The 24,579-nt window shown below is 61.2% G+C and carries 17 protein-coding genes; 7 read left to right on the top strand and 10 right to left on the bottom strand.

Annotated features, from left to right (window positions below; translation table 11 throughout):
* Positions 1–106 precede the first annotated feature (106 nt).
* Entirely contained in the window at positions 107–3,139 is a 3,033-nt protein-coding gene (locus GYH35_RS07170) for a carboxylesterase family protein (protein ID WP_161815236.1), read from the top strand.
* 78 nt (positions 3,140–3,217) lie between these two features.
* Here GYH35_RS07170 and GYH35_RS07165 read toward each other — a convergent pair whose 3' ends face one another.
* The 3 genes from GYH35_RS07165 to GYH35_RS07155 all read right to left on the bottom strand — a co-directional run bounded on the left by GYH35_RS07165 (position 3,218) and on the right by GYH35_RS07155 (position 5,718).
* Positions 3,218–4,000, bottom strand: a complete 783-nt coding sequence (locus tag GYH35_RS07165) for an alpha/beta fold hydrolase (protein WP_202624142.1) — start codon at positions 3,998–4,000, stop codon at positions 3,218–3,220.
* Between the two features lie 175 nt (positions 4,001–4,175).
* A complete protein-coding gene (locus tag GYH35_RS07160) occupies positions 4,176–5,174 on the bottom strand; it encodes an SMP-30/gluconolactonase/LRE family protein (RefSeq protein WP_268894926.1) in 999 nt (332 codons plus the stop codon).
* Between the two features lie 136 nt (positions 5,175–5,310).
* Positions 5,311–5,718, bottom strand: a complete 408-nt coding sequence (locus GYH35_RS07155; protein WP_161828034.1) for an NIPSNAP family protein — start codon at positions 5,716–5,718, stop codon at positions 5,311–5,313.
* A gap of 136 nt (positions 5,719–5,854) precedes the next feature.
* Between GYH35_RS07155 and GYH35_RS07150 the strand changes: the two genes are divergently transcribed.
* The 4 genes from GYH35_RS07150 (at position 5,855) to GYH35_RS07135 (ending at position 11,225) form a co-directional block, all read left to right on the top strand.
* A complete protein-coding gene (locus tag GYH35_RS07150) occupies positions 5,855–7,396 on the top strand; it encodes a family 43 glycosylhydrolase (RefSeq protein ID WP_161828033.1) in 1,542 nt (513 codons plus the stop codon).
* Positions 7,393–8,055 (top strand): acetylxylan esterase, encoded by a 663-nt coding sequence (locus tag GYH35_RS07145; protein WP_161828032.1) that lies wholly within the window; start codon positions 7,393–7,395, stop codon positions 8,053–8,055. The genes GYH35_RS07150 and GYH35_RS07145 overlap by 4 nt, the downstream gene beginning before the upstream one ends.
* A gap of 33 nt (positions 8,056–8,088) precedes the next feature.
* Positions 8,089–9,801, top strand: coding sequence for a carboxylesterase/lipase family protein (locus tag GYH35_RS07140; RefSeq protein ID WP_308683786.1), 1,713 nt, complete (start codon positions 8,089–8,091; stop codon positions 9,799–9,801).
* A gap of 236 nt (positions 9,802–10,037) precedes the next feature.
* Positions 10,038–11,225, top strand: coding sequence for an aminotransferase-like domain-containing protein (locus GYH35_RS07135; RefSeq protein WP_161828030.1), 1,188 nt, complete (start codon positions 10,038–10,040; stop codon positions 11,223–11,225).
* Positions 11,226–11,372: 147 nt separating this feature from the next.
* On the opposite strand, the gene GYH35_RS35375 is transcribed toward GYH35_RS07135, so the two are convergent.
* The 3 genes from GYH35_RS35375 to GYH35_RS07125 form a co-directional block, all read right to left on the bottom strand.
* Positions 11,373–11,780: a hypothetical protein gene (locus tag GYH35_RS35375; protein WP_407700198.1), complete on the bottom strand. Its 408-nt coding sequence runs from the start codon at positions 11,778–11,780 to the stop codon at positions 11,373–11,375.
* A 231-nt stretch (positions 11,781–12,011) separates the two neighbouring features.
* Complete coding sequence (locus GYH35_RS07130; RefSeq protein WP_161828029.1) at positions 12,012–14,852, bottom strand: endo-1,4-beta-xylanase; 2,841 nt, start codon at positions 14,850–14,852, stop codon at positions 12,012–12,014.
* Between the two features lie 620 nt (positions 14,853–15,472).
* Positions 15,473–16,915: a COG4315 family predicted lipoprotein gene (locus GYH35_RS07125; protein WP_161828028.1), complete on the bottom strand. Its 1,443-nt coding sequence runs from the start codon at positions 16,913–16,915 to the stop codon at positions 15,473–15,475.
* Positions 16,916–17,110: 195 nt separating this feature from the next.
* On the opposite strand from GYH35_RS07125, the gene GYH35_RS07120 reads away from it, so the two are divergent.
* Positions 17,111–19,192, top strand: coding sequence for a carboxypeptidase-like regulatory domain-containing protein (locus GYH35_RS07120; protein WP_161828027.1), 2,082 nt, complete (start codon positions 17,111–17,113; stop codon positions 19,190–19,192).
* A gap of 38 nt (positions 19,193–19,230) precedes the next feature.
* Here the strand turns inward: GYH35_RS07120 and GYH35_RS07115 are convergent, their stop codons facing one another.
* The 4 genes from GYH35_RS07115 to GYH35_RS07100 are packed head-to-tail and all read right to left on the bottom strand — an operon-like array spanning position 19,231 to position 22,860.
* On the bottom strand, positions 19,231–19,710 hold the full coding sequence (locus GYH35_RS07115; RefSeq protein ID WP_161828026.1) for a hypothetical protein: 480 nt from the start codon (positions 19,708–19,710) through the stop codon (positions 19,231–19,233).
* Positions 19,688–20,806, bottom strand: a complete 1,119-nt coding sequence (locus GYH35_RS07110; RefSeq protein WP_161828025.1) for a YkvI family membrane protein — start codon at positions 20,804–20,806, stop codon at positions 19,688–19,690. The genes GYH35_RS07115 and GYH35_RS07110 overlap by 23 nt, the downstream gene beginning before the upstream one ends.
* Positions 20,806–21,846 carry a DUF1611 domain-containing protein gene (locus GYH35_RS07105; protein ID WP_161828024.1) on the bottom strand — a complete coding sequence of 347 codons (1,041 nt, stop codon included), beginning with the start codon at positions 21,844–21,846 and terminating at the stop codon, positions 20,806–20,808. Before GYH35_RS07105 ends, GYH35_RS07110 begins: the two co-directional genes overlap by 1 nt.
* A gap of 6 nt (positions 21,847–21,852) precedes the next feature.
* A complete protein-coding gene (locus tag GYH35_RS07100; RefSeq protein ID WP_161828023.1) occupies positions 21,853–22,860 on the bottom strand; it encodes a dipeptide epimerase in 1,008 nt (335 codons plus the stop codon).
* Positions 22,861–23,124: 264 nt separating this feature from the next.
* Between GYH35_RS07100 and GYH35_RS07095 the strand changes: the two genes are divergently transcribed.
* Complete coding sequence (locus GYH35_RS07095; RefSeq protein WP_202624140.1) at positions 23,125–24,576, top strand: amidohydrolase family protein; 1,452 nt, start codon at positions 23,125–23,127, stop codon at positions 24,574–24,576.
* The last annotated feature ends 3 nt before the right edge of the window (positions 24,577–24,579 follow it).

Here is a 24,579-nt window from a genome sequence, read left to right as displayed (position 1 = left end):
CTTTGCCGCGTCCAAGTAGCGGTTCGATCAACTGGCCAGCACAGGAAGGGTCCCAATGAGAAGATGCGCGCGCGCGTGCGGGGTTATCGGTGTTCATGGTCGCCCAATGCACAACCTTCTCGCAGCGGCATTTCTGCTGTTTGTCTCGACCCTCTGGAGCGCTCACTCGGCGCCGCTCGATGCGGTGGAGATCGAGCCCGCGCGCCGCGATATTTGGTCGCGCGGATCGGAGCGCTTTCACAAGCAATGGCTGATTGCGGGCACGCTCTCGCCCGATGTCGCGAATCGTATCGACCCGACGACGCTCAAGCCCGCAGACGGCCAGGCGTTCGACCCGGACATGGCGAATGTGCGCTGGAGGGCGCACACCTCTTGGAGCGCGATCACTGACTTGAATCCGATTCTCGGCGCGCCCAGCAACGGGGACCGGCGGAACGCGGTCGTTGCTGGAACTGTCTCAAGAGCGCATGCAGGCGCCGCCGATCTATCAATCGGCGCACAAGGTCCGATCACAGTGTGGCTGAACGGCAAGCGCGTCCACGAACGCACCAGTTCCTATGCCGCCTTCGCTCGCGACAGCGAGCGCGTTACCGTGCAGATGAGGCAAGGCGATAACGCGCTGCTGCTGCGCCTCGAGCAAGTCGATCCGAACGCATGGCCATTCACGTTGCGTATCGTTGAACCGGGCGCGCTGATCGAGCGTCCCGAAGTCATCGTTCCCTATCTGCGGGACTCGTCCGATCAGCTCGAAGTGCACACAAACCTAACTGTGGATTCAGCGGCGGCTCCTGTTGAGGTCACCGCTCTGGGTGCGGGCGGGCGCGTGTTCGCCAGTCGCACGGTGGCTCGCGGCGCATCGGTGACGCTCGATACGAGCACGTGGCCGGCCGGTGCGTACGAATTTCGCGTAGCGACGAGAGACGCCTGGGATAAGTCGTACCTCGTGCATTTGCCCTGGTACAAAGGGGATGCCGCTGCCGCCGCGCAGCGCCTGATCGATGCCGCAGAAGCCCCTACAGATGGCGTCTACAGCGCCCATCTGCAATTGCTGGCCCAAATCGTGCGAGATCGCACGAATGGTCAGCTAAACGCGGCGCTGCCCGGATTGGCAGCCCGCATTCATTCGCCACTGCTCGAATATGAGGAGATCGAGTTGGATCGCGCGCAACGCGCTGGCAGTGTGCGACCAGGCGGCTTCGTTCGCCTCGGCTACGTCGACGAAAGTGATGGATCGGTACAGTTCTGTCGCGCCTATCTGCCGCCGGATTACAGCGATGCCCAGCGTTGGCCTCTCGTGCTATCGCTGCACGGCTACAACCCCGAAAATCCCCCGCTGCATCGTTGGTGGTCGGTCGATCAGCGTCACAGCGACTTCGCCGAACGCAAGCACATCATCTATATCGAGCCGCACGGGCGCGGGAACGCGCAATACCTAGGCATCGGCGAGCGAGACGTGCTGCGATGCTTGCAGGAAGCGAAGGCGCGATTCGCGGTCGACGACGATCGCGTCTATCTGACGGGCGAGTCTATGGGCGGGCACGGCACGTGGGCGATCGCTTCACGCCATCCACAGTTGTTCGCTGCCGCCGCGCCGGTGTTTGGCGGCTGGGATTTTCGCGTGAGCACGATCAGGGGCCCCTCGCTATCGGAGAACCAGCCGGGCAATGCGCGCGAGTTTTACATCCAAGAGCGCCGAAGCTCGTTCGCCAACGCCGAGAACCTGCTGAACGTGCCGCTGCTCGTGATTCACGGCGACAGCGATGCCACTGTCAGTGTCGAGAACTCTCGCCATGCCACGCAGATGCTGCAGCGTTGGGGCTACGACGTCCGCTACTGGGAGATGCCGGGCTGGGGACACGAGGACTTGCAGCAGCGCTTGAACCTCATCGACTGGTTGCTCGAGCATCGCCGTAACGCCGCGCCCCGACGCGTCCGCCTACGCTCAACGGATCTGAGTGGGGCGCGTGCCCATTGGCTCGAAGCCCGCGCCATGGAGGAGCCAGAGAGAGTCATCCGTGCGGAGGCCGAAGTCGTGAAACCGGGCCTCGTGCGGATCGACTCCGAGAACCTGGCGGCCTTTGATCTGACGCTTCCGGCGAGTTTGCGCGGCTCAGCTCAGGAGCTCGAGCTGGTGTGGAACGGCAAGTCGCAGCGAGCGCAACTCGACAATGGAGTCGCGCGGATCGTCACGTCGCCGAACAAGGCACACGAATTTCGGAAGCGACCCGGCCTTGAGGGCCCGATTCCGGACATCCTCAGCACGCCTTTCATGGTCGTGCTCGGCACGACCTCGCGCGATCCTCACATGCGCCGCAGTATCGAAGAACGAGCACGGGACCTGCAGGACGTGTGGCTGGCGTGGCAGTACCAGCCGTTGCGCCTGAAGCAGGACGTGGAAGTGACGGCCGACGACGAGCGCGCGTATTCGCTCATTCTGCTCGGCGGCGCTGATGCAAACGCGGTGACGCGACGGCTTGGCAAACACCTGCCAATGAGCGTGTCGGCCAACTCGATCGAGGTCGATGGCAAGCGCTGGCAAGTGAAAGATGCCGTGCTGCAGATGATCTATCCGAGCTCACGCGCCGACCATCGATACGTGTTCGTGGTCGCAGCCACTTCTGCGACCGGCATGCACTTCTGGAAACCGGAGTTCGTCGAGCCTTCCATCGGTGTCGGCTTCATGGCCAGCGATTGGACGATTCGTGACGGGCGCCGCCCGCCGCCAGAGGCGACTGTGAATCCGCGCGATCGAGATGTCGCATCCGGCGTGTTTGACGCGAACTGGCGACGCGCCGATCGCTGGACGGTGGAAGGAGACACGGCGATTCGATCTGCATGGCGGCTACGCCGACCGGCGGTCGAGCCCTACACGCCGTCCCCCGAGAGCCTTGAAACGTACCGAGGCGAGTACGATTTCGGTCAGTTCGTAGCAACCCTCTCCGTGGACGACGGCGAGCTCATCGCGCACGTGCCGAGTCAGGCGCCTTTGCCGCTCGAGCCGAAAGGACCGAATCTCTTCCGCACACTCGCGTATCCCACCAAGGACGCCATCGAGTTCATCATGGATGCCACTGGCGCTGTGGTCGGCGCCGAAGTCGATACTCAGGGTCGAACGATTTTCGGCAAGAAGATGAAGTAGTGTTCGAGGGAAGTCACGCGAGCGACGTGCGTCACCGGTCTTTCCTCGGTGGGCAAGACCGGGCGCTGCAACTGTTTGTTATTTGACCGCTTTAGCTGCGGGCTTGTTGCGATCGTTCAGCGACTGCTCGATCAGCGTCGCCACACCCCGAGGATCTTCCTGCTGAGCGACGTGGCCGCCCGGAAACGTGCGAATCGTCCAGCCTCGCGCAGCCGCGCGCTGCCAGCTCTTATCCGTCTTCGCTCGCTCCTCGGCGGACTTGTCCCTGGGAACGAAGGCAACATAGGTCACTGGCAACGCCAGCGCGGCAGGATTCTTATAAGAGACCGGCTGGTTGAAGCACTTGATCGAGTGCTTCACGCTGTGCGGCGGCGGCGTGTCGGGCTTGACCCAGGGCACTTGCATGAAGCCGTCCGCGAAGCGTGTGGGGTCCTGCTGCCTGCCGCCAAAAAGATCCCACAGCGACATGCCATCCTCAGGCACGGCGGCATCGAGGAACACGACGTGACGAATGCGCTCGGGAATTCGATCCATCACCCCCGTGACCACCATGCCGCCGTAACTATGCCCGGTGAGCACTACGTCGCGCAGGTCCTCGTACAGAATCAAATTCACCACATCGTTGATGTGGGTTTGCAGATCGATGTCGGGACTGTTGAGGTGTTCACGCTCGCCGAGGCCCGTGAGCGTGGCGCGGTAAACGGTGTGACCGTCGTCGCTCAGGAACCTGCCCGTGCTCTTCCACTCCCAGCCGCCGGCCGTGGCGCCGTGGACGAGCACGAACGTGTACTTCTCGCTCGCTGCGTAGGCACGCGTTCCAATAGAAACAAAGGCGAAGAAACCCAGCAGCAGTGCAAACACGCGAAGCACAGTTCGTATGCTCGCAAACCGGATCATGTCATGCGCCACTGCTCAACCCCTGATGCCTCTATCGAAGGAACTCTAACCAGCAACCACCGCTCTCGCAATAAACTCCTACAAATAAATCGCTGGTGAAGCACCCGCGGCAACCATCGTCCGCGGGCTGCCGAGGAGATTATTTCTTGTGCCGAGGCGGGCAATGCCGACACCCGTCGCGCGCACCTCGTACCTTCATCCTGATGGCGGTGACCTGGTCGACAGGACCGGTGATGAACAGGGTTTTGCCATCCCGCCCGGCAAACGTGTTGTTGGTGGCGCCTGAGCCGGTCGGAATTTTCAGAATGAGCGTGCCATTGGGATCGAACGCGAGCACGCCCTCGCCGTTACTGATATAGACGTTCCCCAGTTCATCCATCGACATGCCATCGCCACCCCAGTCGGTGAACTTGCGCATGTTCGCGAGCGTGCCGTCAGCCTTGATGTCGAAGACCCAGGTTCCGCCTTTGTTATCGTAGTACCACTTGTTCACGTACAGTTTCTTGCCGTCCGGCGTGCCGACGACGCCATTCGGCCAGGAGTCGGACTCCCACCCCATCGCTTCCGTCGTGACTCTCACCAGCCTGTGGGCTCCCGGCGGCAAGTAGTAAACGTAGCCACCTTTCCCCTGCGGGGCTTGCTCGGAGTGCGTTGGCTCCCACGGCTGTTGCCGCGGATCGTCGGCGTCCCAGTAGGCTCTCGGAAAAATCGGATCGGTAAGGTAGATGCCGCCGTTCGTGGGATTGATCCACACGTCGTTCGGTCCGTTCAGCCTCTTGCCTTGATAGTGGTCGATGAGCACCTCGTGCGTGCCATCGGGACGGATCTTCCAAAGCTCTCCATACCTGTCGGCCGCGGCAATGAGGTTGCCCTCCCGGTCGAACGCCATGCCGTTGGCGCGACCGGTGCCTTCCAGAAAAAGCTCGACCTTGCGGGTCCCGGCATCCCACCGATAGATCCGGTCATTGGGCTGGTCGGTGAAGTACACATTGCCATGTCGATCGACCGCGGGGCCCTCGGTAAAGCTGAAGGGGCGGCGAGCGTGACGAGTTGGCCGTGCCGACCGCTCGACACCAGGCCAAGTGGATCGTAGATGTCGCTCGCCGGGTGCTGTTCGCTTGGCGAGGGCTCGCCGGATGCTTTCTGATCGGGAGCTGCAATGGCATCTCCCTGAGAGCCGAATGCCAGAGTGCTCAGCAGTGCAACGAGCATGCGTGTCTGTCGCTTCATTTCAATACGTCCCGTGTTGGTCCCCTTGGCTCGCGAACTGCGAGCTACTTCATCGGCGAGAAGTCGGTGGCTTGGACGAACGTCGATTCCACTTTGATGACGATGGGGCCGTTCGCCTCCGAGGCGGCTCCTACTTGTTTCCATTCAGGATCGGCGCCGAAGGCGGCCCAGCTCTGCGCGGCGGCCTCGCGATTCTTGTGGGACAGGACATAGATGAGGGTGTTGCTCGCCGCCTTCGGATCCTGAGGCGTCCAGTAGGCGATGTTGACCATGCCATGTCGCTCGAAGAGCTTCAGGGTGTGCTCACGAAATCGTCGATGCAACTCCTGCAGCTTGCCCGGGGCCGTGGTGTAGGTGCGGATCTCGAACACGCGCGAGGTGTCCTCATCCGCCCGTGAGGGTGCGGCCGTCCCGAGCGTCACGGCCAACACTATAAGAAACATCCATTTCATTTGGATTTTTCCCAATCCGATGTGGAGCGATCGCCTTCGAGGACTCTACCATACACCATTCGATTTTATTAGCGATTGGCTTTGCGCGAATGAAAGCGGGTACATTACGCGCCGAGTGGCACATCACTGAGCACACATGCTGCAGAAAATTCTTTGGTTGCTGACGGCGTCCTTCGCCCTTCCAGCGCTCGCCCTCGATGGCGAAGTCATCGTCCATGATCCATCGACGATCGTCTTTCACGACGGCCGCTATTACACCTACGGCACGGGAGCGGGCCTTCCGATCCTCACCTCGGAAGATGGCTGGACCTGGAAGCGCGCGGGCTCGCTGATGTCCGCAGTCCCCGGCGGCAAGGCCGGACCGGAGGTGCTCGCGAAGGGCGGCAATAACACCTGGGCGCCGGATGTCATCAAAGTTGGAGACCAGTTCTTCGTCTACTACTCCGCACCGGGTACGCAGCCGAAGTCTGCGATCGGTCTGCTCGTGTGTCCGACCCTCTCGCCGGAGGCGCCCGGTTACAAGTGCGAGGACCGCGGGCCCGTGGTCTGGTCGGACGGTGTCGAGGACAGCAACGCCATCGATCCAGGCGTGCTGCTCGATCCGGACGGACGTCTGTGGCTCGTTTACGGCTCGTACTTCGGCTACATCCGCCTCGTCGAGCTCGATCCGAAGACCGGTTTGCGTCGTGACCCCAATCGCAAACCGGTGAACGTCGCTATCAACTCCGAGGCGGCCATCCTGCTTCATCGCGAGGGTTGGTATTACCTGCTCGTCACGCACGGCTCCTGCTGCCAGGGCGCGAACTCGACGTACAACATTCGCATGGGACGTTCGCGCAAAGTCACCGGTCCTTATCTCGATAACATGGGCGTGGACATGATTGAAGGCGGCGGCAAGCTGTTCGCCGCCTCTCGCGGACGTCACATCGGACCGGGACACTTCGGGTTGCTGGATCTCGGCGACGGCGTGCAAAAATTTTCTTTGCACTACGAGGCGGACCTCGATCGAGGCGGTGTGAGCGTGCTCGACATCCGCCCGCTGCTCTGGCGCGATGGCTGGCCCGTCGCGGGTGACAACCTGGTTGCGGGCGCCTACAGCATCGAGTCTGCGAGGACAGGAACGGTGCTCGAGCTTGCTGTGCAGGGATCGCCCGTCGGCGGATTCCGCCAGCGTCGGGGCGGTCCACCGGGCAGTAGCATCGTCGCCAGCGGCCCGCCAACATCGGGACCGCCGCCGGAAGGTGCTCCATTCGTACCTCAGATTGGCCCACCCATTGCCGATCAAGAGCCCGCTCAGGTCGCCGCGAACTGGCCCACGGTCACCGGCGTACGTCTCGCGCCCGCGATGCTGCAAGCCCAGCAGAAATGGATCATCGCGCCTGTGGCCGGCGTTGGCGGTTATCCGGGCGCGCCGTATTTCCGTATCACCGTCGCGGGCACGGAACGATCGCTCACGGCGACCCAAGGTGGCGAGCTCGAAGCCTCGTCTTTCACCGGCGCGCCGGAGCAGCTGTGGCGCATCGACCAGCTCGTCGACGGCACCTATCGCATCAGTCCCAAGTCCGTACCGGATTCGACCGCCACCTGGGCGCTGTCTGCGGTCGGCAGCAGCACGCCGACGCTGTCGAAGTTTGATCCCGCCAGCGATCGTCAGCGCTGGCTGCTCGGAGCCCCATGATGAGAATCGCCCTCTTTGTTTTTTCGCTGAGCCTGGCGGCTTCAGGCCTCGTGCACGCACAGGAGGCAGCGCGCCCTGCGCCCTCGACATTGACGCGCCCCAAAGGCGACGCCCAGCCGGTGGACTCGCGCGGCTTCATCCATCGCTGGTTCGTGCTCGAACCGGTGCCGGTGGCGGGCCGTCTCACCGAGCCCGCTGTCAAAGAAGCACTGAAGCTCGCCGCGCTTCCCGAGACCGCGCAACCCAGCGACGGCGCGAAAGTCACGATCAACGGTACCGAGCACGCTTGGCATGCACTCGATACGCTCAACTACAACCTCAACCTGTATCACTTCGCGTGGTCGCTCTCGAAGCCCACGTCCAACGTGCTGTTCTGGGTCGAGACCGCCATCGATGCGCCACGCGAAATGCAGAACGTGAGATTGGCCATCGGCTCCAATGCCGCCTCACGCTGGTGGCTCAACGGTGAACCGGTGATCGCGCTCAACGACGACCGTCAGAGCGTGATCGATGATGGCGTCTCACGCCGCGTCACGCTGCGCAAAGGACGCAACGTCATCCGCGCTGCCATCATCAACGGCGGGGGCGCGACGGACTTCTGCGCCAGGTTTCTCGATGAGAACGATCGACCCCTGGTTGGACTGAACAGCCGCTTGTAGCAACCAGCCTCGTTGGACGCTGACAAACATGTAATGCAGGGGGACTTCATGGTCGATTCCAGAAGGCGCACAGGACTCACTCGTCGAGAGGCGCTGATTCTTTCCTCCACTGCCGGCGTAGGCCTTGCGACTGCGAACTATGCTGCGGCATCCGACAGCATCAAGACGGGCGCTCATTCGGGCCCCGGAAATCTCTCAACGCCGCGATCTGCAATCGCCAAGACACAATACGGCAAGATGCGCGGCTACCTCGATGGCGGGGTATTCACCTTCAAAGGGGTTCCCTACGGGCAAACGACCGCGGGTGAGAACCGATGGTTGCCTGCGAAGCCGCCCACCCCGTGGGCGGATGAGTTTCCGGCGCTCGTCTATGGCGCGAACTGCCCGCAGAACCTGCACACGTGGACAAGCGCGGAACAGACCTTCATCCAGGATTGGGATGACGGCTGGCAGAGCGAAGACATGCTCAAGCTCAACATTTGGACACCCAGCTTGACCGGCAAGCGCGCGGTGATGGTTTATTTCCACGGCGGCGGCTTCAGCTTCGGATCCTCGTATGAGTTGCCCTCGCACGAAGGCGCGCAAATGGCGAGGCATCACGACGTCGTGCAAGTCTCGGTCAATCACCGCTTGAACGTTCTTGGATTCTTCGATGCGGCGGAGATCGGCGGCGCCGCTTATGAAGGTTCCGCAAACGTCGGCATGACTGACCTCGTGGCGGCACTGCGTTGGGTCCACGAGAACATAGCGAACTTCGGCGGCGATCCGGATCGCGTCATGATCTACGGCCAATCGGGCGGCGGCTCGAAAGTGACGACGCTGATGGGCATGCCGTCCGCGGCGGGTTTGTTTCATCGTGCCGCCGCTCAATCCGGCGGCGGTGGAAATATTCCCAGCCGGGAACAGCAGCGCGAGCTCGCACGATTGGTGATGAAGGAGCTGGGGCTTGCTCCCAACGACATTCGATCGTTGCAGAAGATGGAGTGGTCGAAGCTTGCCGCGGCCGGCACTGCGGCGGCCGCCAAGATCAATCCGGCTGGACCGCCAGTGATGGGACCAGGCGCACCGGGTACACCGCGTGTGGGCTGGTCGCCCTGCGTCGATGACAAGATCGTCAACATGCGATCGTTCTTCGATGCCGCGCCCGAGGTGTCCAAGAATGTGCCGATGCTGATTGGCTCCGTCACCGAAGAAGGCAATCGCATGTCGCAACGGCCTACCGAGGATGAATGGCGCTCGAATCTCTCCAAGGCTTATGGAGAAGAGAAAGCCGGCGCGATCATCCAAGCACTCAAGAAAGCCTATCCTCAGAAGACGATTCGAACCTTGTCATACATTTGCAGCGGTACACCGGGATTGAACGGCCTGGCCATTCGCAACAACGTGGTGAAGATGGCGGGATTGAAGCATGCCCTCAAGGCCGCGCCCGCGTACACGTATTACTTCACCTGGCAAACTCCCATCCTGGATGGGGTGCCCGGCGCGTGGCACACAGCCGAACTCGCGTTCTGCTTCGACAACACCAAGCGCTGCGAACAAGGCACCGGCAATACACCTGAAGCACAGGCGCTCGCCAACAAGATGGCTTCATCGTGGGCAGCGTTCGCTTCGACGGGCAATCCAAGCATTTCCGGACTCACGTGGGCGCCGAGCGATCCGCAATCGAATCGCACCATGATTTGGGACGATCAATGTCGCATGGTGAATGACCCGGACGGCGAGGCCCGCAAGATCATCCTCGCCTAGTTCTTCGATGGGACACAACGGCGGCGCCGCGCAAGCGACTTCGCAAATTATCCATGCCGAAGCCGTCTGCGGTCCGGGGAGGCCAGCGGCCTTGATATCGGCCTGGTAAGCACGCAGCGAGGTCTACCGCCCCACCCCATCTGACATTACAAAAATGGGGGCAAGTGTGCATGCCATCTTTGCGGGATTCGTGGCACCGTGCGTGTTGGCGAGTCGCCCGTCGAGAGCGAACATTCATGAACCCGACCCTGTCACAGCGCGCGCAGAAGCTCACCAGCTCCGTCATCCGGGAGATCCTGAAGATCACCGAGCGGCCCGAGGTCATCTCCTTCGCCGGCGGCTTGCCCTCGCCAGACACCTTTCCGGTCGAGCGCGTGCTCGCCGCCACGCAGACGATTCTCACCACGGCGCCGACGCCGGCACTCCAATACGGCCCGACCGAAGGCTACCTGCAATTGCGTGAGTGGATCGCCGCCCGACATTCGACCGGCTCGGTGCGCATCGACCCGGCCGATGTGCTGGTCACGACAGGCTCGCAGCAAGCGCTCGACCTGCTCGGCAAGACCCTGATCGATTCGGGCAGTCGCGTGCTCGTCGAGACGCCGACTTATCTCGGCGCGCTGCAGGCGTTCTCACTGAGCGAACCGACGTATGTGTCCGTGCCTTCGGACGAGCACGGGCCGCAGCTGGAGATGCTGACCAGGGAGGATCTAAGCGGCGCGCGCTTCATGTACTGCCTGCCCAACTTCCAAAATCCCACCGGGCGCCGCATCCCGCTCGCACGACGTGAGCAGCTCGCGAAAATCGCTGTCGAGGCCGGGCTGCTGGTCGTCGAGGACGATCCCTACGGCGCGCTCTCATACAGTGGCGACGCCCTGCCCACCTTGAAGTCGATGATGCCGGAGAACGTCGTGTACCTGGGCTCGTTCTCCAAGGTGCTCACACCTGGACTGCGTGTGGGCTATCTGATCGCGCCTCAAGCTCTGCATCGCAAGTTGGTGCAAGCAAAGCAGGCGGCGGACCTGCACACGCCTTCGTTTACTCAACGCATCGTTTACGAGTGCGTCAAGGATGGCTTCCTCGACACGCACATTCCGACGATCCGCGAACTCTATCGGCAACGCTGCCAGGTCATGCTGGAAGCAATGCAGGAGCATTTCCCAAATGGCGTGAGCTGGAACCGTCCGGAGGGCGGCATGTTCATCTGGGTGAACTTACCCACGGGCATGGATAGCGTCGAGCTGCTGCAGAAGGCGATTGCCGAGAACGTCGCGTTCGTACCGGGCGCGCCGTTCTTCGCGAACGAACCGCAGCGAAACACGCTTCGCCTCTCGTTCGTCACCGTGCCGCCCGAAAGGATTCAACGCGGTATCGCTGCGCTCGGGGCGCTGATCGAGCGAGAGTCGGTGGGACTGAAAGTTTGACGCTTGCGCCGTCGCATGGGCTGCGTGGATCGTGAATGCGAAGGAGTTCGCCTGGCTTGCCTCCGAGCCCACGCCACCGCGCACCCTTCTGTCCCGCGCGTCATCCTGATCGAAGCATTCTGATCATAGGCGGCTTGCGAGTCGCAGCTATCGCGGTCTTGCCGAAACGCTCTCAGATGCGCTTGCCCTGTTGGAATAGCTCCCACAAGCCGAGGCGCCTTTGCGATCTTTACCCAGCGAAATCGTCGTGACAGAGTCTTGCTCGACAACAATGAACCCAAGAGCGTGTGCGATCGACACAAACTCTTGATAAAACTGCTCTCCGGTGAGCTCATGATCCCAAGTCGCGTTGATAAGAGCGCACACCCCGGCGCCGACAACCAAGGTGCGACCGCTCACTTGACCGACGATCCGAGCGAACGAGGAAAAGTCTATATCCCTCAAATCGGGAGCGACCTTCGAGGGCGTCCGGGGAGCAGGCGGAGTGTCATCTGGGGCGATGAAACGATTCGTTGACGAGGGCTCCTGCCCCCATGCAACACAGGCCAAAGCCATTGCGACGACGGCGGTTGCCACTTTTGTCCCGTACTCGAACATGCTGACGCCCTCCAAAGCGATAGCAATCGCAACCTCTAAATACTACGGCCCACCACTTCCATTGAACACGGTGACGTCGGCACGAAAGGGCGTATTCGATGCGCAAACCCGTGCGGCTGTCATCTTGATGGCGCCGCCCCACTTCGAGCCATCCAAGGCCCGAATGGGGCAGCCCGCCATCAATTGCGATCAGCGTGTATAGCTTCCCAGATCGCCAAGATCAATTTCATAGCCGTTCTGGACTTTCTCGTATTCGCCTTCGAAATATTGGTCCAGGTATGAATGTCCCAGAATGAATCTGTCCGGTTTCATGGCGCCGTAGTAGCCGCCATTGGCATTGCTCTGACTGTCGAACAGTACATAGCTTCCCTGCCATCCTGAACCGGACACCCCCCAGCTGATGATGTGATCGATGTACGGGGCGAACTTGGTGAACAGCTTGTACATCAGCGCGTACTGATAACCCAGCGCGTCGGACTGCTTGACGTTGAGCACCGCGGGAGCGGTTGCGCCGCCGCCGGGGGCGTCGGTGGGCAGCTTGAGATCCAGTTCCGAGAAGGCAATACCGGAGAGAAGCCCTTGGTCAACGAGAGAGGCATAGAGGGCCATGGCATATTGATTGTTGCTGGCAAGGCTCTTGCCCACCGAATCGTGTCCCTGGATGCCGACGTCTTCGATGAGGGGCCTTCCGTCATACAGCGGATCGGAGAGCCACGCGGTGTTCAGCGCGCGCACCATGTTGTAGACAGTCCTCGCCTTGCTGCGGGTGAAGATGTCGTAGTCGTTGTAGGTCAGCTTTGGAGGATTCGCGACGATATAGGCGTCAATGCTGCCGTCCGCGTCGTGGCCGTCGAGCTTCATGTACTCGGGAAGCGATGCGTAGTTTGCTTTGTAAGCCGCCGCCATCCGGGCATTGGGAGCCGCGATGTGCGCGTGCTTGAACAGCAAGTAAATGTAGTGCTGCGTGATCTCGCCGCCGATCAGCTCATCCGACATCGCCACGAGCCAGTTGGTGTGCTTGAGACTCGTTCTCCAGGTGTTCGGATCCGTCGGGATGAGCTCGCTGTGGCGGCTTTCGTGGATTTCTTCGTTGAGTACGTCCCATGAGTTGAAAGGGATGACGCCGCGGGACACGCTCGAGCCGTATTTCGTATCTGTGGTCAGGAAGTGCCGCATCACGTACATCGTGTGATTGAACTGCACTCGTCTGACCATTTCCCTGTCGACGCGAACCTGGGTCGTAACGCCGTTGCCCAATCCGTAGAAATTGGTGCTGCCGTTGTAACCGGAAGGAAGGTTCGCGGGAATGATCTGTCTCATCCATGCGGGCGCCTGGTTGTACCACGCCAAGACGTGGCCGTGCGCTTTGTACTGTCCCGGAGCCCCAGAATCCCGGATCGCCAAATAAGAATTGGTTGGGAAATTGTATTCACCTGTGCCAGGGACAGTTGTCGCGCCCGTCAGGGCCGCGCCACTAACGCTTCTCAGCCAGTTCGGGCCGCGCGGATGCGTGCCCTCAGCCTTCAAATTGTTGCCGTCGACAAAGATTTCATAGTGACGCGCCCGGGTTCCGGTGACCGATCCGGTCCCGATCGCGCCGACCATGAACAGGCCATTCTCCTTGTTGTAAACACTCTTCAAAGGCGCCACGACACTTTGGTTTTCCAGGTTGACCACGTTGGGAAGCGGAATGCCGTTGGGATCGGGCGCGGTGATTTTGACGTTGGCGACCAGAAGCATTCCGGTTTCGGCGGGACGACCCGTCTCGCCATGGAGCTCGAGAATGAAGTTCGAGGAAGTGCCGGTAGAGGCGTTGATGCTGTGGTGAGCCCTCAGCCAGGTTTCACCGTTGTAGCTGCCAACCCAGTCGGGATTGAGGTTGTTGTACTCGTAATTTCTCAGGTAGCTATCGAGGTCAGCATTGGTAGTTCTGACTCGCCACCTCATGAATCTGCCCTGCGCGCTCTTCGGATAATAGACATCGAACTCGATGGTTGCGCCTGCGGGGACGTTCACGCTCGGGGACAAGGGAGATTGCATGGTGATGCCGCCGAACGTGCTGATTCCGTTATGGATGTAATTGATCTGCAGCACATCGGCTTTGCCGTCGCGATCCGCGAAAGGATACGGAATCACCTGGAATGTGCCGCCCGCAAAGTCGGCGGGCACACGGGCGTCGAGCGGTGTTCTAGCGCTCCAGACATTGGTGGGCGCGGTCACTGTGACAGGCAACCTGCCCGGGCCCGGATCGAGCCGGAAATAGGGATCTGAACCGTCCGCTTTGATCCTGTCGCTGAGATCCGCCATGGCGTCCTCGAGGCGAACCATGGCTTCGGCGGCCCAGGCGACGGGTGCATGGCGCGCGTACTCGAGCGCGTCATCGATAGCAATGAGCTCATTGGCATACACCCACGGGAAAGCTCGGTTCACATCGGAACCGTCATCCGTATGGCTGATCTGCAGCGGGAATTCCCGGTTGCCGGCTCTCAAACCTTCGGCCTGCGTAATGAGCTCGTTCAGTTCAAGGATGATCTCGGGATAGGGCACGCTGCCAAGAGGGAGCAGAAGCGCCTCATCGATGAAAGCCATATTGATGTGTTTGCCGGACCCTACCTCATCGAGCAAGAACACAAAGCCACCGTCGCTGGACCTTTGCTGACCGGAGACGGGAGCAACCAGGTAATCCGTGTAGGCATCGCCCGCTTTTGTGGTGATCGTGAAGCTCGCAAACTTTCTGAATACTTTGGGATGGACTTTCAGAAAGCCTCTGTCTCTCTCTTTTGCATCAAAAATGAAGTAGATGCCGGGGAAGGCATCGCTACTGGCGTTGGAGGTGATCTTCGCTCCGGAGGCGTTGACGCGAGTTGTGTTCGCATGACCTCCGACTTGCATGGCGACGCCTTTGTCGGCGTCGCCATTCCAGACAAGTCTCAGTTCTCCTCCGGCCTCGGCGGGAGGGCCGGAGGCTACCGCGAATACCGAAAACAGCATGATGAGAGCGAGCAGGCGGACGTCGATCGAGAGTTTCATCTTAGCTTTGCCCCCTAAGGCAACCTCTAAAACTTTCATTTCAGAGTCGCCCAATTTTTGGTTAGAAATTTGTCTGTGGCGCCTGCGCGTTTGCCATGCTGGCAGTCAGGCCTGTTACCGCTATCTCTGAAGGGCGATAACCGGAGAGCTCGTTCCGCTTAGACATCGGTCCCCCAACATCTGGTTAATCGAAACCCGTACCGCAATTCGCTGCGGTTTCAGGGAGGCAGGCACGTCCGCAACTGGTCCGACCAAAACTCATAATTTGTCCGACCATACATCGGCTATTGGTCTTACCGCAAGGCCTTACGCTATCGGTACTTGTGCGGCTTTTGGTTTGACCAGGCCTCTCGCGGCGTAGAAGCGATCACTGCGTGCGCCCATGCTTGAGGACAACGTGCGACATACTACAAACGCCACAGCGAGAAATCCCATTGGTCTGACCAATTGTGCAAAAAAGTCACTTGGGTCGCATTGGCTCTAGCGCAGCAGCGTCCATCACCATCCATCAGAGATGCGACGGTCGTTTACGCCTCGTCGAGGAACATGTTTTCTTGCGGGCTGGCTATGCAACGTGGACTGATTCGCGGCGCCTCGCTTCACCCCGCGTATGCTCTATATCAGCGGCCCGTAATGTCTTTCAGCGAGATGCCCATCGCGTTGTCGCGATAATCGTCGCGCAGCCAGAACGCCTTGAAGCCGTTGCGGGCGCCATTGAACTCACCGAAATTGTCGCCGTTGACATCGCCGGGCTTCTCATCTTCGCCGTAGGTGTAGACGGGCCGATCGCGATACGCCCACACCGATATCGCACCCCTTTGACCTGGCAGCGCGCGGTTGCCGGTGTTGGGATCGATTTCGATCACCGACCACAGCGCGCTATCGGCCTTCGCACCAGACCGGGCTTTCACATAGGGGAACGTCACCTGACATACCTTCGGATCGAAGTTGCCACAGATCGCAAGCCGATACTGTTGCGGTGACTCCGGGCTGTCGCAAGACTGCTGATCGAGCGCGTCGTCGTTGCAGTGATAGAGATAGATTGTCTTGCCACTTGCATCCGCCAGCACCTGACCGATGCGCGAGTCCTGAATCGTGAATTCGGATGGCGGCGAATAGGCGCGCTGGGTGAACACGTTGTGCCAACCGGGATTGTCGCTCCCCATCATGCTGCGGGTTCGCTTCTCGATCCGATAGGTGTAAAGCGGCTTGCCACGGAACGTCCATTGCCGAATGCCAGGCGAGCGCTCGATGATGCTCCATTCACCGTGAGGCTTCGCGATCTGCGGCGCAGCCACCGGCGCCCAGTCTTTCAGGCACTCCTTGTTGCAATTTGATTGGTTCGGAGCATCGGCATCGGAGCTGTAGACCGAATAACCCTTGTTCGTGATCAGCAGGTGGCCGGTGCGAAACGGCATGACTTCCAGCTCCGGCGGAATGTCGGCGGCCGGGCCGATCGGAAAGCGCGCGGCGCCTTGTTCACCCACGATGATGGATTTCGTGCCAGCGAGCACATCGCCCGGCTCACGATCGCGATCCGAGGTATAGAGGGGCAAGCCGTCGTAGGCCCACTGCATCTCGCCGCTCTCACGTTCGATCAGGGTCCAGTTGCCAACGGGCTTGGCATCGGCAGGCGCCAGCTTCGGTTTCCACAGCTGTTCGCAGCTGCGTCGTTTGTCCAGATCCGGAAGCAGGTAACCCGGCGGGTACGGGCTCATGAGGCCCGAGGTCTCCCTGTAAATCGTGTCGTCACAGGTGGAAACGCCGCTGTTGCGCCGATCGCCCAGGTTTCCGTTGCGCAACTGCTGCTGCGGCCAGATGTAAAGCGTCATCCCTTGCTCATCCGCGAAGACGGGGCCTTCCAGTTCCGTCGGCACGACCTTGATGCCCGGCGGCAGTTGCACCGAGACGGAAGTCTCGCGCTGCGGGTTGTCTCTTGATTGCCAGAAAGGCTCAGCCGGTAGCGCTGCCCGGCTTAGCTCAGTCACTGCCAGCAAGGCCACTCCAAGCGTCGCCATCCATGGCGCATGCACGTCGCATTCTGCTTTTTGTTGACCGCGCATTCGCACCTTCAATGTAGTGGCAACCACTCGAATCCCCGCCTCTGCCACGATAACGCAGCGTGATCAGGAGGATATTGCTCAATCGTTGACGCACGAGCATGAAGATGCCGGCCGCGCCATTGCGCCTCGTTCTTCGGGCGAACGCGCCCCTGATGACTTCGCTTAGAATCCTCCGACCCGCCCGTGGAGCGAGCTATGCAACGTTCGTGGCCCATCGTACTCAGCGCCATTATTCTCGCGGTCAGCGCGGAATCGGCCGAATCCCAGGCGCCAGCCCTCGACGCCGACGACATTGGCGGAACCGTCACGGGCGCCAAGGGCCCGGAGGCCGGCGTGTGGGTCATCGCCGAGACGGATGCATTCGATACACGCTTCGCCCGTATCGTCGTCACCGACGATCGCGGCCGATACGTCGTGCCCGACTTGCCAAAGGCAACGTATTCCGTGTGGGTGCGCGGCTATGGGCTGGCCGATTCGCAGAAAACGCAGGCGATGCCCGGCAAACAAGTGGATCTCAAGGTCTCCCCTGCGCCGAACGCGGCCGCGGCGGCGGCTATTTACCCGGCAGCGTACTGGTATTCGATGATGCGGCTGCCGGAAGAAAGCGAGATCGCGGCCCTACCCGGCAAACGCGAAGAATATTTGATGTGGATGAAAAACATGGCGTGCGTCGGCTGCCATCAGATGGGCAATCTCGCGACACGCACGATTCCCCCGAGCCTCGGCAAATTCAATTCCTCGCACGATGCCTGGGTGCGTCGTATTCAATCCGGACAAGCAGGCGGACAAATGACGAGGACGGCGATGGGTCAGCTCCGCGGCGTGCCGATCAAATACCTTGCGGACTGGACCGATCGGATCGCGGCGGGCGAGTTGCCCAAGGCACAACCCCAGCGACCGAGCGGGCTGGAACGAAACATCGTTGCGACCGTGCGCGACTGGTCCAACGCAAAGGCATACTTGCACGATCTGTCGGGCACCGATCGGCGCAATCCAACCATCAACGCCAACGGTCTGCTTTATGGCGCACCGGAGCTCAGCACCGACGACTTTCCGATCCTGGACCCGGTGCGCAATACGGCGACCACATTCCACGCGCCGGTTCGCGATGCAAACACGCCGACCACGAAGGAAGATCCGGTCACCGCACGGTCGCCCTACTGGGGCGATGAAGCGATCTGGGATAGCAAGGCGAACGCGCACAACCCGATGCTCGATCACAAAGGCCGCGTGTGGTACACGGCCCGCATTCGCGCAGCCGCGAATCCCAGCTTTTGCAAGAAGTGCTCGACTCATCCCTCGGCGAAACGGTTTCCGACGGAACGAGCATCCCGGCATCTGGCGGTATATGTTCCGAGCACGAAACAATACACCTTCATCGACACCTGTTTCAGTACGCATCATCTGCAATTCGCCGAAGATGCGGATCACACGTTATGGACTAGCGGCGGCGGCGAAGTCGTCGGCTGGCTCAATACCAAGAAGTTCGATGAGACAGGCGATGCCGCGGCATCGCAGGGATGGTCGCCGCTCGTCCTCGACAGGAACGGCAACGGCAAGCTCGACCAGTGGACCGAGCCGGACCAACCGGTCGATCCAAAGCTCGATGCACGCATTGCCGGCGGCTTCTACGCCGTGATGCCGAATCCGGCGGATGGATCGGTTTGGGGATCGGTTGCATTCCGCTATCCCGGCGCGATCGTGCGTTTCGATCCACGCACTCAGCTCACGGAAATGTATTCCGTGCCGTTGCCTGGCTATGGCGTACGCGGCGCGGATATCGATCGCAGTGGCGTGGTGTGGGTCTCGCTAGGCAGCGGACATCTCGGCGAGTTCGATCGGCGCAAATGCAAAGATCCACTGAACGGAGCGAAGGCGACTGGCGCGCACTGTCCCGAAGGTTGGCGCTTCCATCGATTGCCTGGCCCGAGCTTCGCGGGCGATAACGACCTGAGCGTCGAATCGAGCTATTACACCTGGGTCGACCAGCACAACACGCTGGGCCTGGGCGCGAACACGCCCATCGCCACGGGCAACTTGTTCGATGGCGTTCACGCGCTGGTTGACCGCAAGTTCGTGACGCTGCGCATTCCGTATCCGCTCGGCTTCTACACCAAGGGCTTCGAAGGCCGCGTCGACGACGCCAAGGCCGGCTGGAAAGGCCGCGGTCTATGGGTGCCGAGCGGCGATCGCACGCCGTGGCACAAAGAGGGCGGCAAAGGCACGAAGCCGCTGGTCGTGCACATTCAAATGCGCAGCAACCCGCTGGAGAAATGACGCGAGGAAAGATCGAACGCAATGAGCCATCTGACTCGTCAGGCGACGGGCAGCGTCGTTTCAAGCACATACTTGGCAAGGGTGCCGACCGCGGCATCGGAGAGCATGAAGCCGACTGGCAGCACACCACCATTGCGCATGCTATTCAGCTCAATCACGGCAAACATGGCCTTCCCGAAATCGGCTCGTAGCGCCTGTGCGAAAGATCCGCTGACCCCACGCCCCTTCACGGACAGTGCATCAGGACTGCGAGAAGTCTTCCCCCGCAACACGCCGAACTCAGAACAGAGAACGGCCGCGCGTACGATCGATGCAAGAAGGCAATGGATAGCGGATGGATGGGCCTGCAACTTCCGATCGATCTCTTCATAGACAGCTCCGAGCTCATCGCCATGAGCGATCAGTCGATCCACGAAAATCCTCTCGCCCGGCGCCATTCCGCGCCGCTGATTGTTTCGCCCGCCCCCGATGAGGATCGCCGCGCAGTGAGGCTTTTCAATCTGTTGAGAGATACGCATGGTGAGTTTGTGTTCTTGCCAGCCGCCAGAGGCCATAGGTCAGTAGCGGCAGCACGTACACCACGATCAACACATACGACAACGTGCGATAGCCGCTCGCGATCAGCGCGACCAGACCGAATCGTTCGGCGAACAACATCGCGACGATGAGCAGCACACCCGCCGAGATGAACCGGGCCCGCGCCGGCAGGTCGCGATTGAATCGGGCGCGCCAGACTTGCGCGATGCGCTGATTCACGGCGTGCACGTTGCCGGTGCCGCTCTCGAGCAAAGCGGCAAAGATCATGAGCTGAAACAAGCCGTGAAACAGCGGAAAGCCCAATCGCTGCAACAGGTAATCCGAGGGCAGCGCTTCTGCTGAGATCTCGGGGTAGTACGCCACCATACAAACGAAGAAAAGAATCGCCGGGATCATGGCAAGCGGCCCGCACAGCGCACCGGCAATGACCGCATCGCGATTGTCTCGCAGGTGTCGCAGCACCGGTAGAATCGCGACAGCTCCGACGATGTTGTAACCCGTGTAGGTCACGGCCGCGAAGGCCCAGCCGTCCGTTGGCACATCGAGCGCGAAGTTCGCCGCGATCCGATCGCCGAACTTGCTCAACGCCAGCACCAGGAACAGCCCATAGACCCCATACAGGAAGAATGACACCCACTTGAAGAGCTGCTCGACGGACGCGTTGCCGAAGGCCACGAAGAGCGCGATCCCGAGCATCAGACACAGCGTGCCGGCAAGCGGCGACCAACCGAAGAGCGCCGCGCCGAGCGCCCCCGCAGCCGCACCGAAGACGGCAAGAATGAGCACGATCAACAAACAATAAGAGATCTCGAAAACGACCCAGCCGCGGCCAAGCAGGTTGCGGAAGAACGTTCGATAGTCCTCGCTGTGCGTGGCCCGAGCGAACAGGAATGTCGCGATACAGATCACGCTCCAGATCGCACCGGCAAAGATCATCGATACCAACCCGCCGTACGGACCGCTCGGCAGGAAGAATTCGACGAGTTCGCGGCCCGTCGCATACCCCCCGCCGATGACCACCGCCTTGAAGGCGAAGCCCGGCAGCAGGTAGCGCTGAAACCAGGATGAGGTTTGCATCAGCCGTGCAAGCAAGCGTCGAGCAGGCGCTCGAACTCTTCGCCGCCACGAATGGGATCGGCGACCGGCATGCCCAGCCGCCGGCTCTCCGAGGCCATCAACCGACGCGCCTCGCTCTCAGACAACTTCGAGGTGTTCAGGCTGATGCCGCCGCAGCGAATCGCGGGATTGGTGCGTCGACCGAGTCGCAGGTTCAGATCGATCGTCTCCTCCAGGCTCGGCAGCGCGTACTCCGGCAAGCCCAGCACATGAGTGCGGCCTGCTTCGTGACAAACCACGATCACATCGGGCTGGCTGCCATGTAACAAACCGAGCGAGACCGCGGCGTACGCTGGATGAAACAACGAGCCCTGCCCTTCGATCACGTCCCAGTGATCGGGCGATGCGCCCGGCGACAATACTTCCGCCGCGCCCGCCTCGAAGTCCGACACGATCGCATCCATGGGCATGCCGCTGCCTGCGATCATGATGCCCGTCTGCCCCGTGGCACGAAAATCCGCACTCACGCCGCGCTTCTTCAGTGCTTTCCAGATCGCAAGCGCGGTGTATTTCTTGCCGAGCGCGCAATCTGTTCCGACTGCCAAGAGTCGCTTGCCACTGCGCTTGCGACCCGTCGCGGTCGGAATCCCGCGCGGCGGCGTGCGCACATCGATCAGCCGACGCCCGTGACGCTCGGCAGCAGCAACCAAGGCAGGCGTGTCGACGAGCCGGGTATGCATGCCTGCCACCAGATCCAGCCCCGCCGCCAACGCATCGAGTAACGAGGGCATCCAGCTCTCGAGAATGCGTCCGCCGACATTGGCGACGCCGATGATCATCGAGCGCGCCCCCTGGGCGCGCGCCTGCGCCGGCGTGAGCTTGGGTAAGCCGAGCGTGACGGCGTCGGGCGAACAGGACAGCTCGCCAACACATTGCTCGCGTCCCCAGTCCCGCAGGCCATAAGCAGTCTTGGCAAACCCCGGCTCGGTAATATCGCCAAGGAACAACAGATAGGGCCGGGGCAGATCGAGTGTCGTCGCGAGTTCGGTCATTGAGTTCATGGTTTGTTACTTCACGTCGCCCCAGAGGCTGCTCGGGCAATGCACCTTGCCATCCTGGTACGTCACGCCGGGACGCCGGTCCTCCGCCAGAAATACGGAACCATCCAGATCCACGTAGTCGCACAACTGTGCGACCACGAAGGCCGGGGCCGTGGCGAGGCTGCTTCCCATCATGTTGCCCACCATGACTTGCAACCCCAGCCGTCGCGCCTCCCTGACCATCGCGAGCGCTTCAGTGAGCCCACCGCACTTATCCAGCTTGATGTTCACAACCTGGAAACGGCCCACCAGGCCGGGCACATCGGTCAGCCCCTGCACACTCTCATCCGCCGCCAGAGGAATGGGACTGTCGAATCCCTCCAGTTCGGCCTCATGGCCGCGCCGCAGAGGTTGCTCGATCAGCTTCACACCTGCCTCCACAAACGTCGGCATGGCCGCATTCAAGCTTTTCAGCGTGTAGCCTTGGTTCGCGTCCACACCGATCCATGCATCGGGGCGCAGCTTTCGCACGACACGCACGCGCTCTTTATCCATCTGTACATCGCCATCGAGCTTGAGCTTCAGCGCCTGTGCATGCGGCAAGGCCTCCGCTGAACGCAACACCGCTGCCGGTTCATCCGCGCTCAGCGTGAACGTTGTGATCCTTGGAACAGCCTGATCGATCCCACACAGCGTCCACACGTGCTTTCCCGAATGTCTCGCCTCGAGTTCCCACAGCGCGCAATCCATAGCATTGCGCGCGCCTCCCAATGGCAACAACTGCCGCAGCTGTTCTCGATCGATGCCACGCTCGATCGTCGAACGATGCGACTCGAGCGTGCGGACGATCTGCTCCGGCGGGTCATTCAAGTAATACACGCCCGCGGCCTCGCCTCGACCGCAGGCGCGCTCACTGTGCAACGTGACCACCGCCACGGGCACTTCATTGAACGTGTAGCCGGCAATGCGGAACGGCGATTTCAGTCGCAGGCGCTCGATCTCAACCTGCATCTTGAGCGGAATCGTGCTGCTCATGGTCATCTCACTATTCGACAGTACGGCGCGTGGTCGGGGCGATGCGTATGCAACTCATGGTCCTCATTTCACAGTTCACATCGTCGCGCCATCTGCGCGGGAGCCAAGGTTTTATAGCGAGCGCGCCGCCATGCAGGCAATGCACGATTTCTATCTGCGATCGATAGAAATTCTGCCAAGGCTCGCTTCTTAGTGCTATATCGTGTGAGGCGGACCGGAGTGCAGGAAGTCTTGAGACGCTCGCAGGAATCGCAGAGGAATAGCATGAAACATTTGATCGTCGCGATGGCGACAACCTTAGCCCCGGCCCTCGTTTGGAGCGCCCCTTACGACCTGGTCATTCGCGGTGGACGGGTGCTCGATCCTGAGACCGGACTGGATGCCACCCTGCACGTTGGCATCAACGAAGGCCGCATCGCGCGCATCTCTGCCGAGCCGCTCACGGGTACACGCACTCTGGATGCGCGAGGACTGGTCGTAGCGCCAGGTTTCATCGATCTGCATCAGCATGGGCAGGATGAAGCTTCCGGCGTGCTCAAAGCCTTCGACGGCGTCACGAGCGGCCTCGAAATGGAGATCGGGGCGCCGGACGTCAAAGCGTTCCTGGCGCGCAAGTCGGGCCGTTCACTGATCAACTATGGGACGACTGCAAGTCACGCCGCGGCGCGCGCCGCCGCGCTCGGCGCACCACTGTCAGGGACCGACCTGATCCCGGCGAGCGGACCTGCAACGAACGACCCCGCGACCGCCGATCAAGTCGCTCAGATGCAGGCTCGTCTCGCCAGCGAGATCGACGCTGGCGCGCTCGGCATCGGCATGGGCATTCAATACGTGCCGGGCGCGACGCGCCAGGAGATCATTCATATCTTCCAGTCGGCCGCGAGCCGCAACGTGCCGGTATTCACGCATATCCGCAGTGTCGGTCGAAAAGAACCCGGCTCCAGCATCGAATCCGTGAGCGAAGTCATTGGCGCTGCGGCGGTGACTGGCGCCGCTCTTCAGATCGTGCATATCAACTCGACGTGCCTGGCCGACGTTCCCGAATGCCTTGCCATGGTGGCCGGCGCGAAAGCACGCGGCCTCGATGTAACGGCCGAGGCGTATCCGTACGTCGCCGGCATGACCGCCATCAACTCCGCGCTCTTCAATCCGGGCTGGCAGGAAAAATTCGGCATCGGCTATGACTCCTTGATGCTGCCAGACACCGGTGAGCGCCTGACCAAAGAGCGCTTTGATGAGTTGCACGCCTCGCCAGATTCCTTGCCCGTGGTGTTGTTCGTCAACCGTCAGGAAGTCGTCGATGCCGTGATCGCCCACCCGCTCACATCGATCGCAAGCGACGGTGACATGGGCCACCCGCGCAATGCTGGCACCTACAGCAACGTTCTCGCGCGCTACGTTCGCGAACTGCGAACCATCAGCCTCATGGATGCGATCCGCAAAATGAGTTTGATGCCGGCGCAGCGGCTCGAGAAGGCGACCGCGGCGGCCCGGCGCAAAGGCCGGATCCAGGAAGGCGCGGACGCGGATATCGTCGTGTTCGATCCGGCGACGGTGCAAGACCGGGCCACTTATGCGCAACCCGGCGAGCGCAGTACCGGTATGCGATTCGTCGTGGTGAACGGCGTGCTGGTGATCGACAAAGGCTCGCTCGTGCCGAACGTGTCACCCGGTAAGAGCGTCGTCTCCGATCGACACAATGAAGTGGCGAGATGACTC

This window comes from Steroidobacter agaridevorans (assembly GCF_009932555.1).
GTDB lineage: Bacteria > Pseudomonadota > Gammaproteobacteria > Steroidobacterales > Steroidobacteraceae > Steroidobacter > Steroidobacter agaridevorans.
Note: the sequence above shows the minus strand (reverse complement) of the source record. Positions and strands in the feature narration are given on the sequence as shown.

What these genes read in the sequence shown, in the direction of transcription:
- GYH35_RS07115 (WP_161828026.1), bottom strand. Translation starts at nt 19,710, where the DNA reads ATGCGTATCTCTCAACAGATTGAAAAGCCTCACTGCGCGGCGATCCTC.
- GYH35_RS07120 (WP_161828027.1), top strand. Translation starts at nt 17,111, where the DNA reads ATGCAACGTTCGTGGCCCATCGTACTCAGCGCCATTATTCTCGCGGTC.
- GYH35_RS07110 (WP_161828025.1), bottom strand. Translation starts at nt 20,806, where the DNA reads ATGCAAACCTCATCCTGGTTTCAGCGCTACCTGCTGCCGGGCTTCGCC.
- GYH35_RS07140 (WP_308683786.1), top strand. Translation starts at nt 8,089, where the DNA reads ATGCAGGGGGACTTCATGGTCGATTCCAGAAGGCGCACAGGACTCACT.
- GYH35_RS07135 (WP_161828030.1), top strand. Translation starts at nt 10,038, where the DNA reads ATGAACCCGACCCTGTCACAGCGCGCGCAGAAGCTCACCAGCTCCGTC.
- GYH35_RS07095 (WP_202624140.1), top strand. Translation starts at nt 23,125, where the DNA reads ATGAAACATTTGATCGTCGCGATGGCGACAACCTTAGCCCCGGCCCTC.
- GYH35_RS07125 (WP_161828028.1), bottom strand. Translation starts at nt 16,915, where the DNA reads ATGCGCGGTCAACAAAAAGCAGAATGCGACGTGCATGCGCCATGGATG.
- GYH35_RS07145 (WP_161828032.1), top strand. Translation starts at nt 7,393, where the DNA reads ATGATGAGAATCGCCCTCTTTGTTTTTTCGCTGAGCCTGGCGGCTTCA.
- GYH35_RS07150 (WP_161828033.1), top strand. Translation starts at nt 5,855, where the DNA reads ATGCTGCAGAAAATTCTTTGGTTGCTGACGGCGTCCTTCGCCCTTCCA.
- GYH35_RS35375 (WP_407700198.1), bottom strand. Translation starts at nt 11,780, where the DNA reads ATGGCTTTGGCCTGTGTTGCATGGGGGCAGGAGCCCTCGTCAACGAAT.
- GYH35_RS07155 (WP_161828034.1), bottom strand. Translation starts at nt 5,718, where the DNA reads ATGAAATGGATGTTTCTTATAGTGTTGGCCGTGACGCTCGGGACGGCC.
- GYH35_RS07170 (WP_161815236.1), top strand. Translation starts at nt 107, where the DNA reads ATGCACAACCTTCTCGCAGCGGCATTTCTGCTGTTTGTCTCGACCCTC.
- GYH35_RS07100 (WP_161828023.1), bottom strand. Translation starts at nt 22,860, where the DNA reads ATGAGCAGCACGATTCCGCTCAAGATGCAGGTTGAGATCGAGCGCCTG.
- GYH35_RS07130 (WP_161828029.1), bottom strand. Translation starts at nt 14,852, where the DNA reads ATGAAACTCTCGATCGACGTCCGCCTGCTCGCTCTCATCATGCTGTTT.
- GYH35_RS07105 (WP_161828024.1), bottom strand. Translation starts at nt 21,846, where the DNA reads ATGAACTCAATGACCGAACTCGCGACGACACTCGATCTGCCCCGGCCC.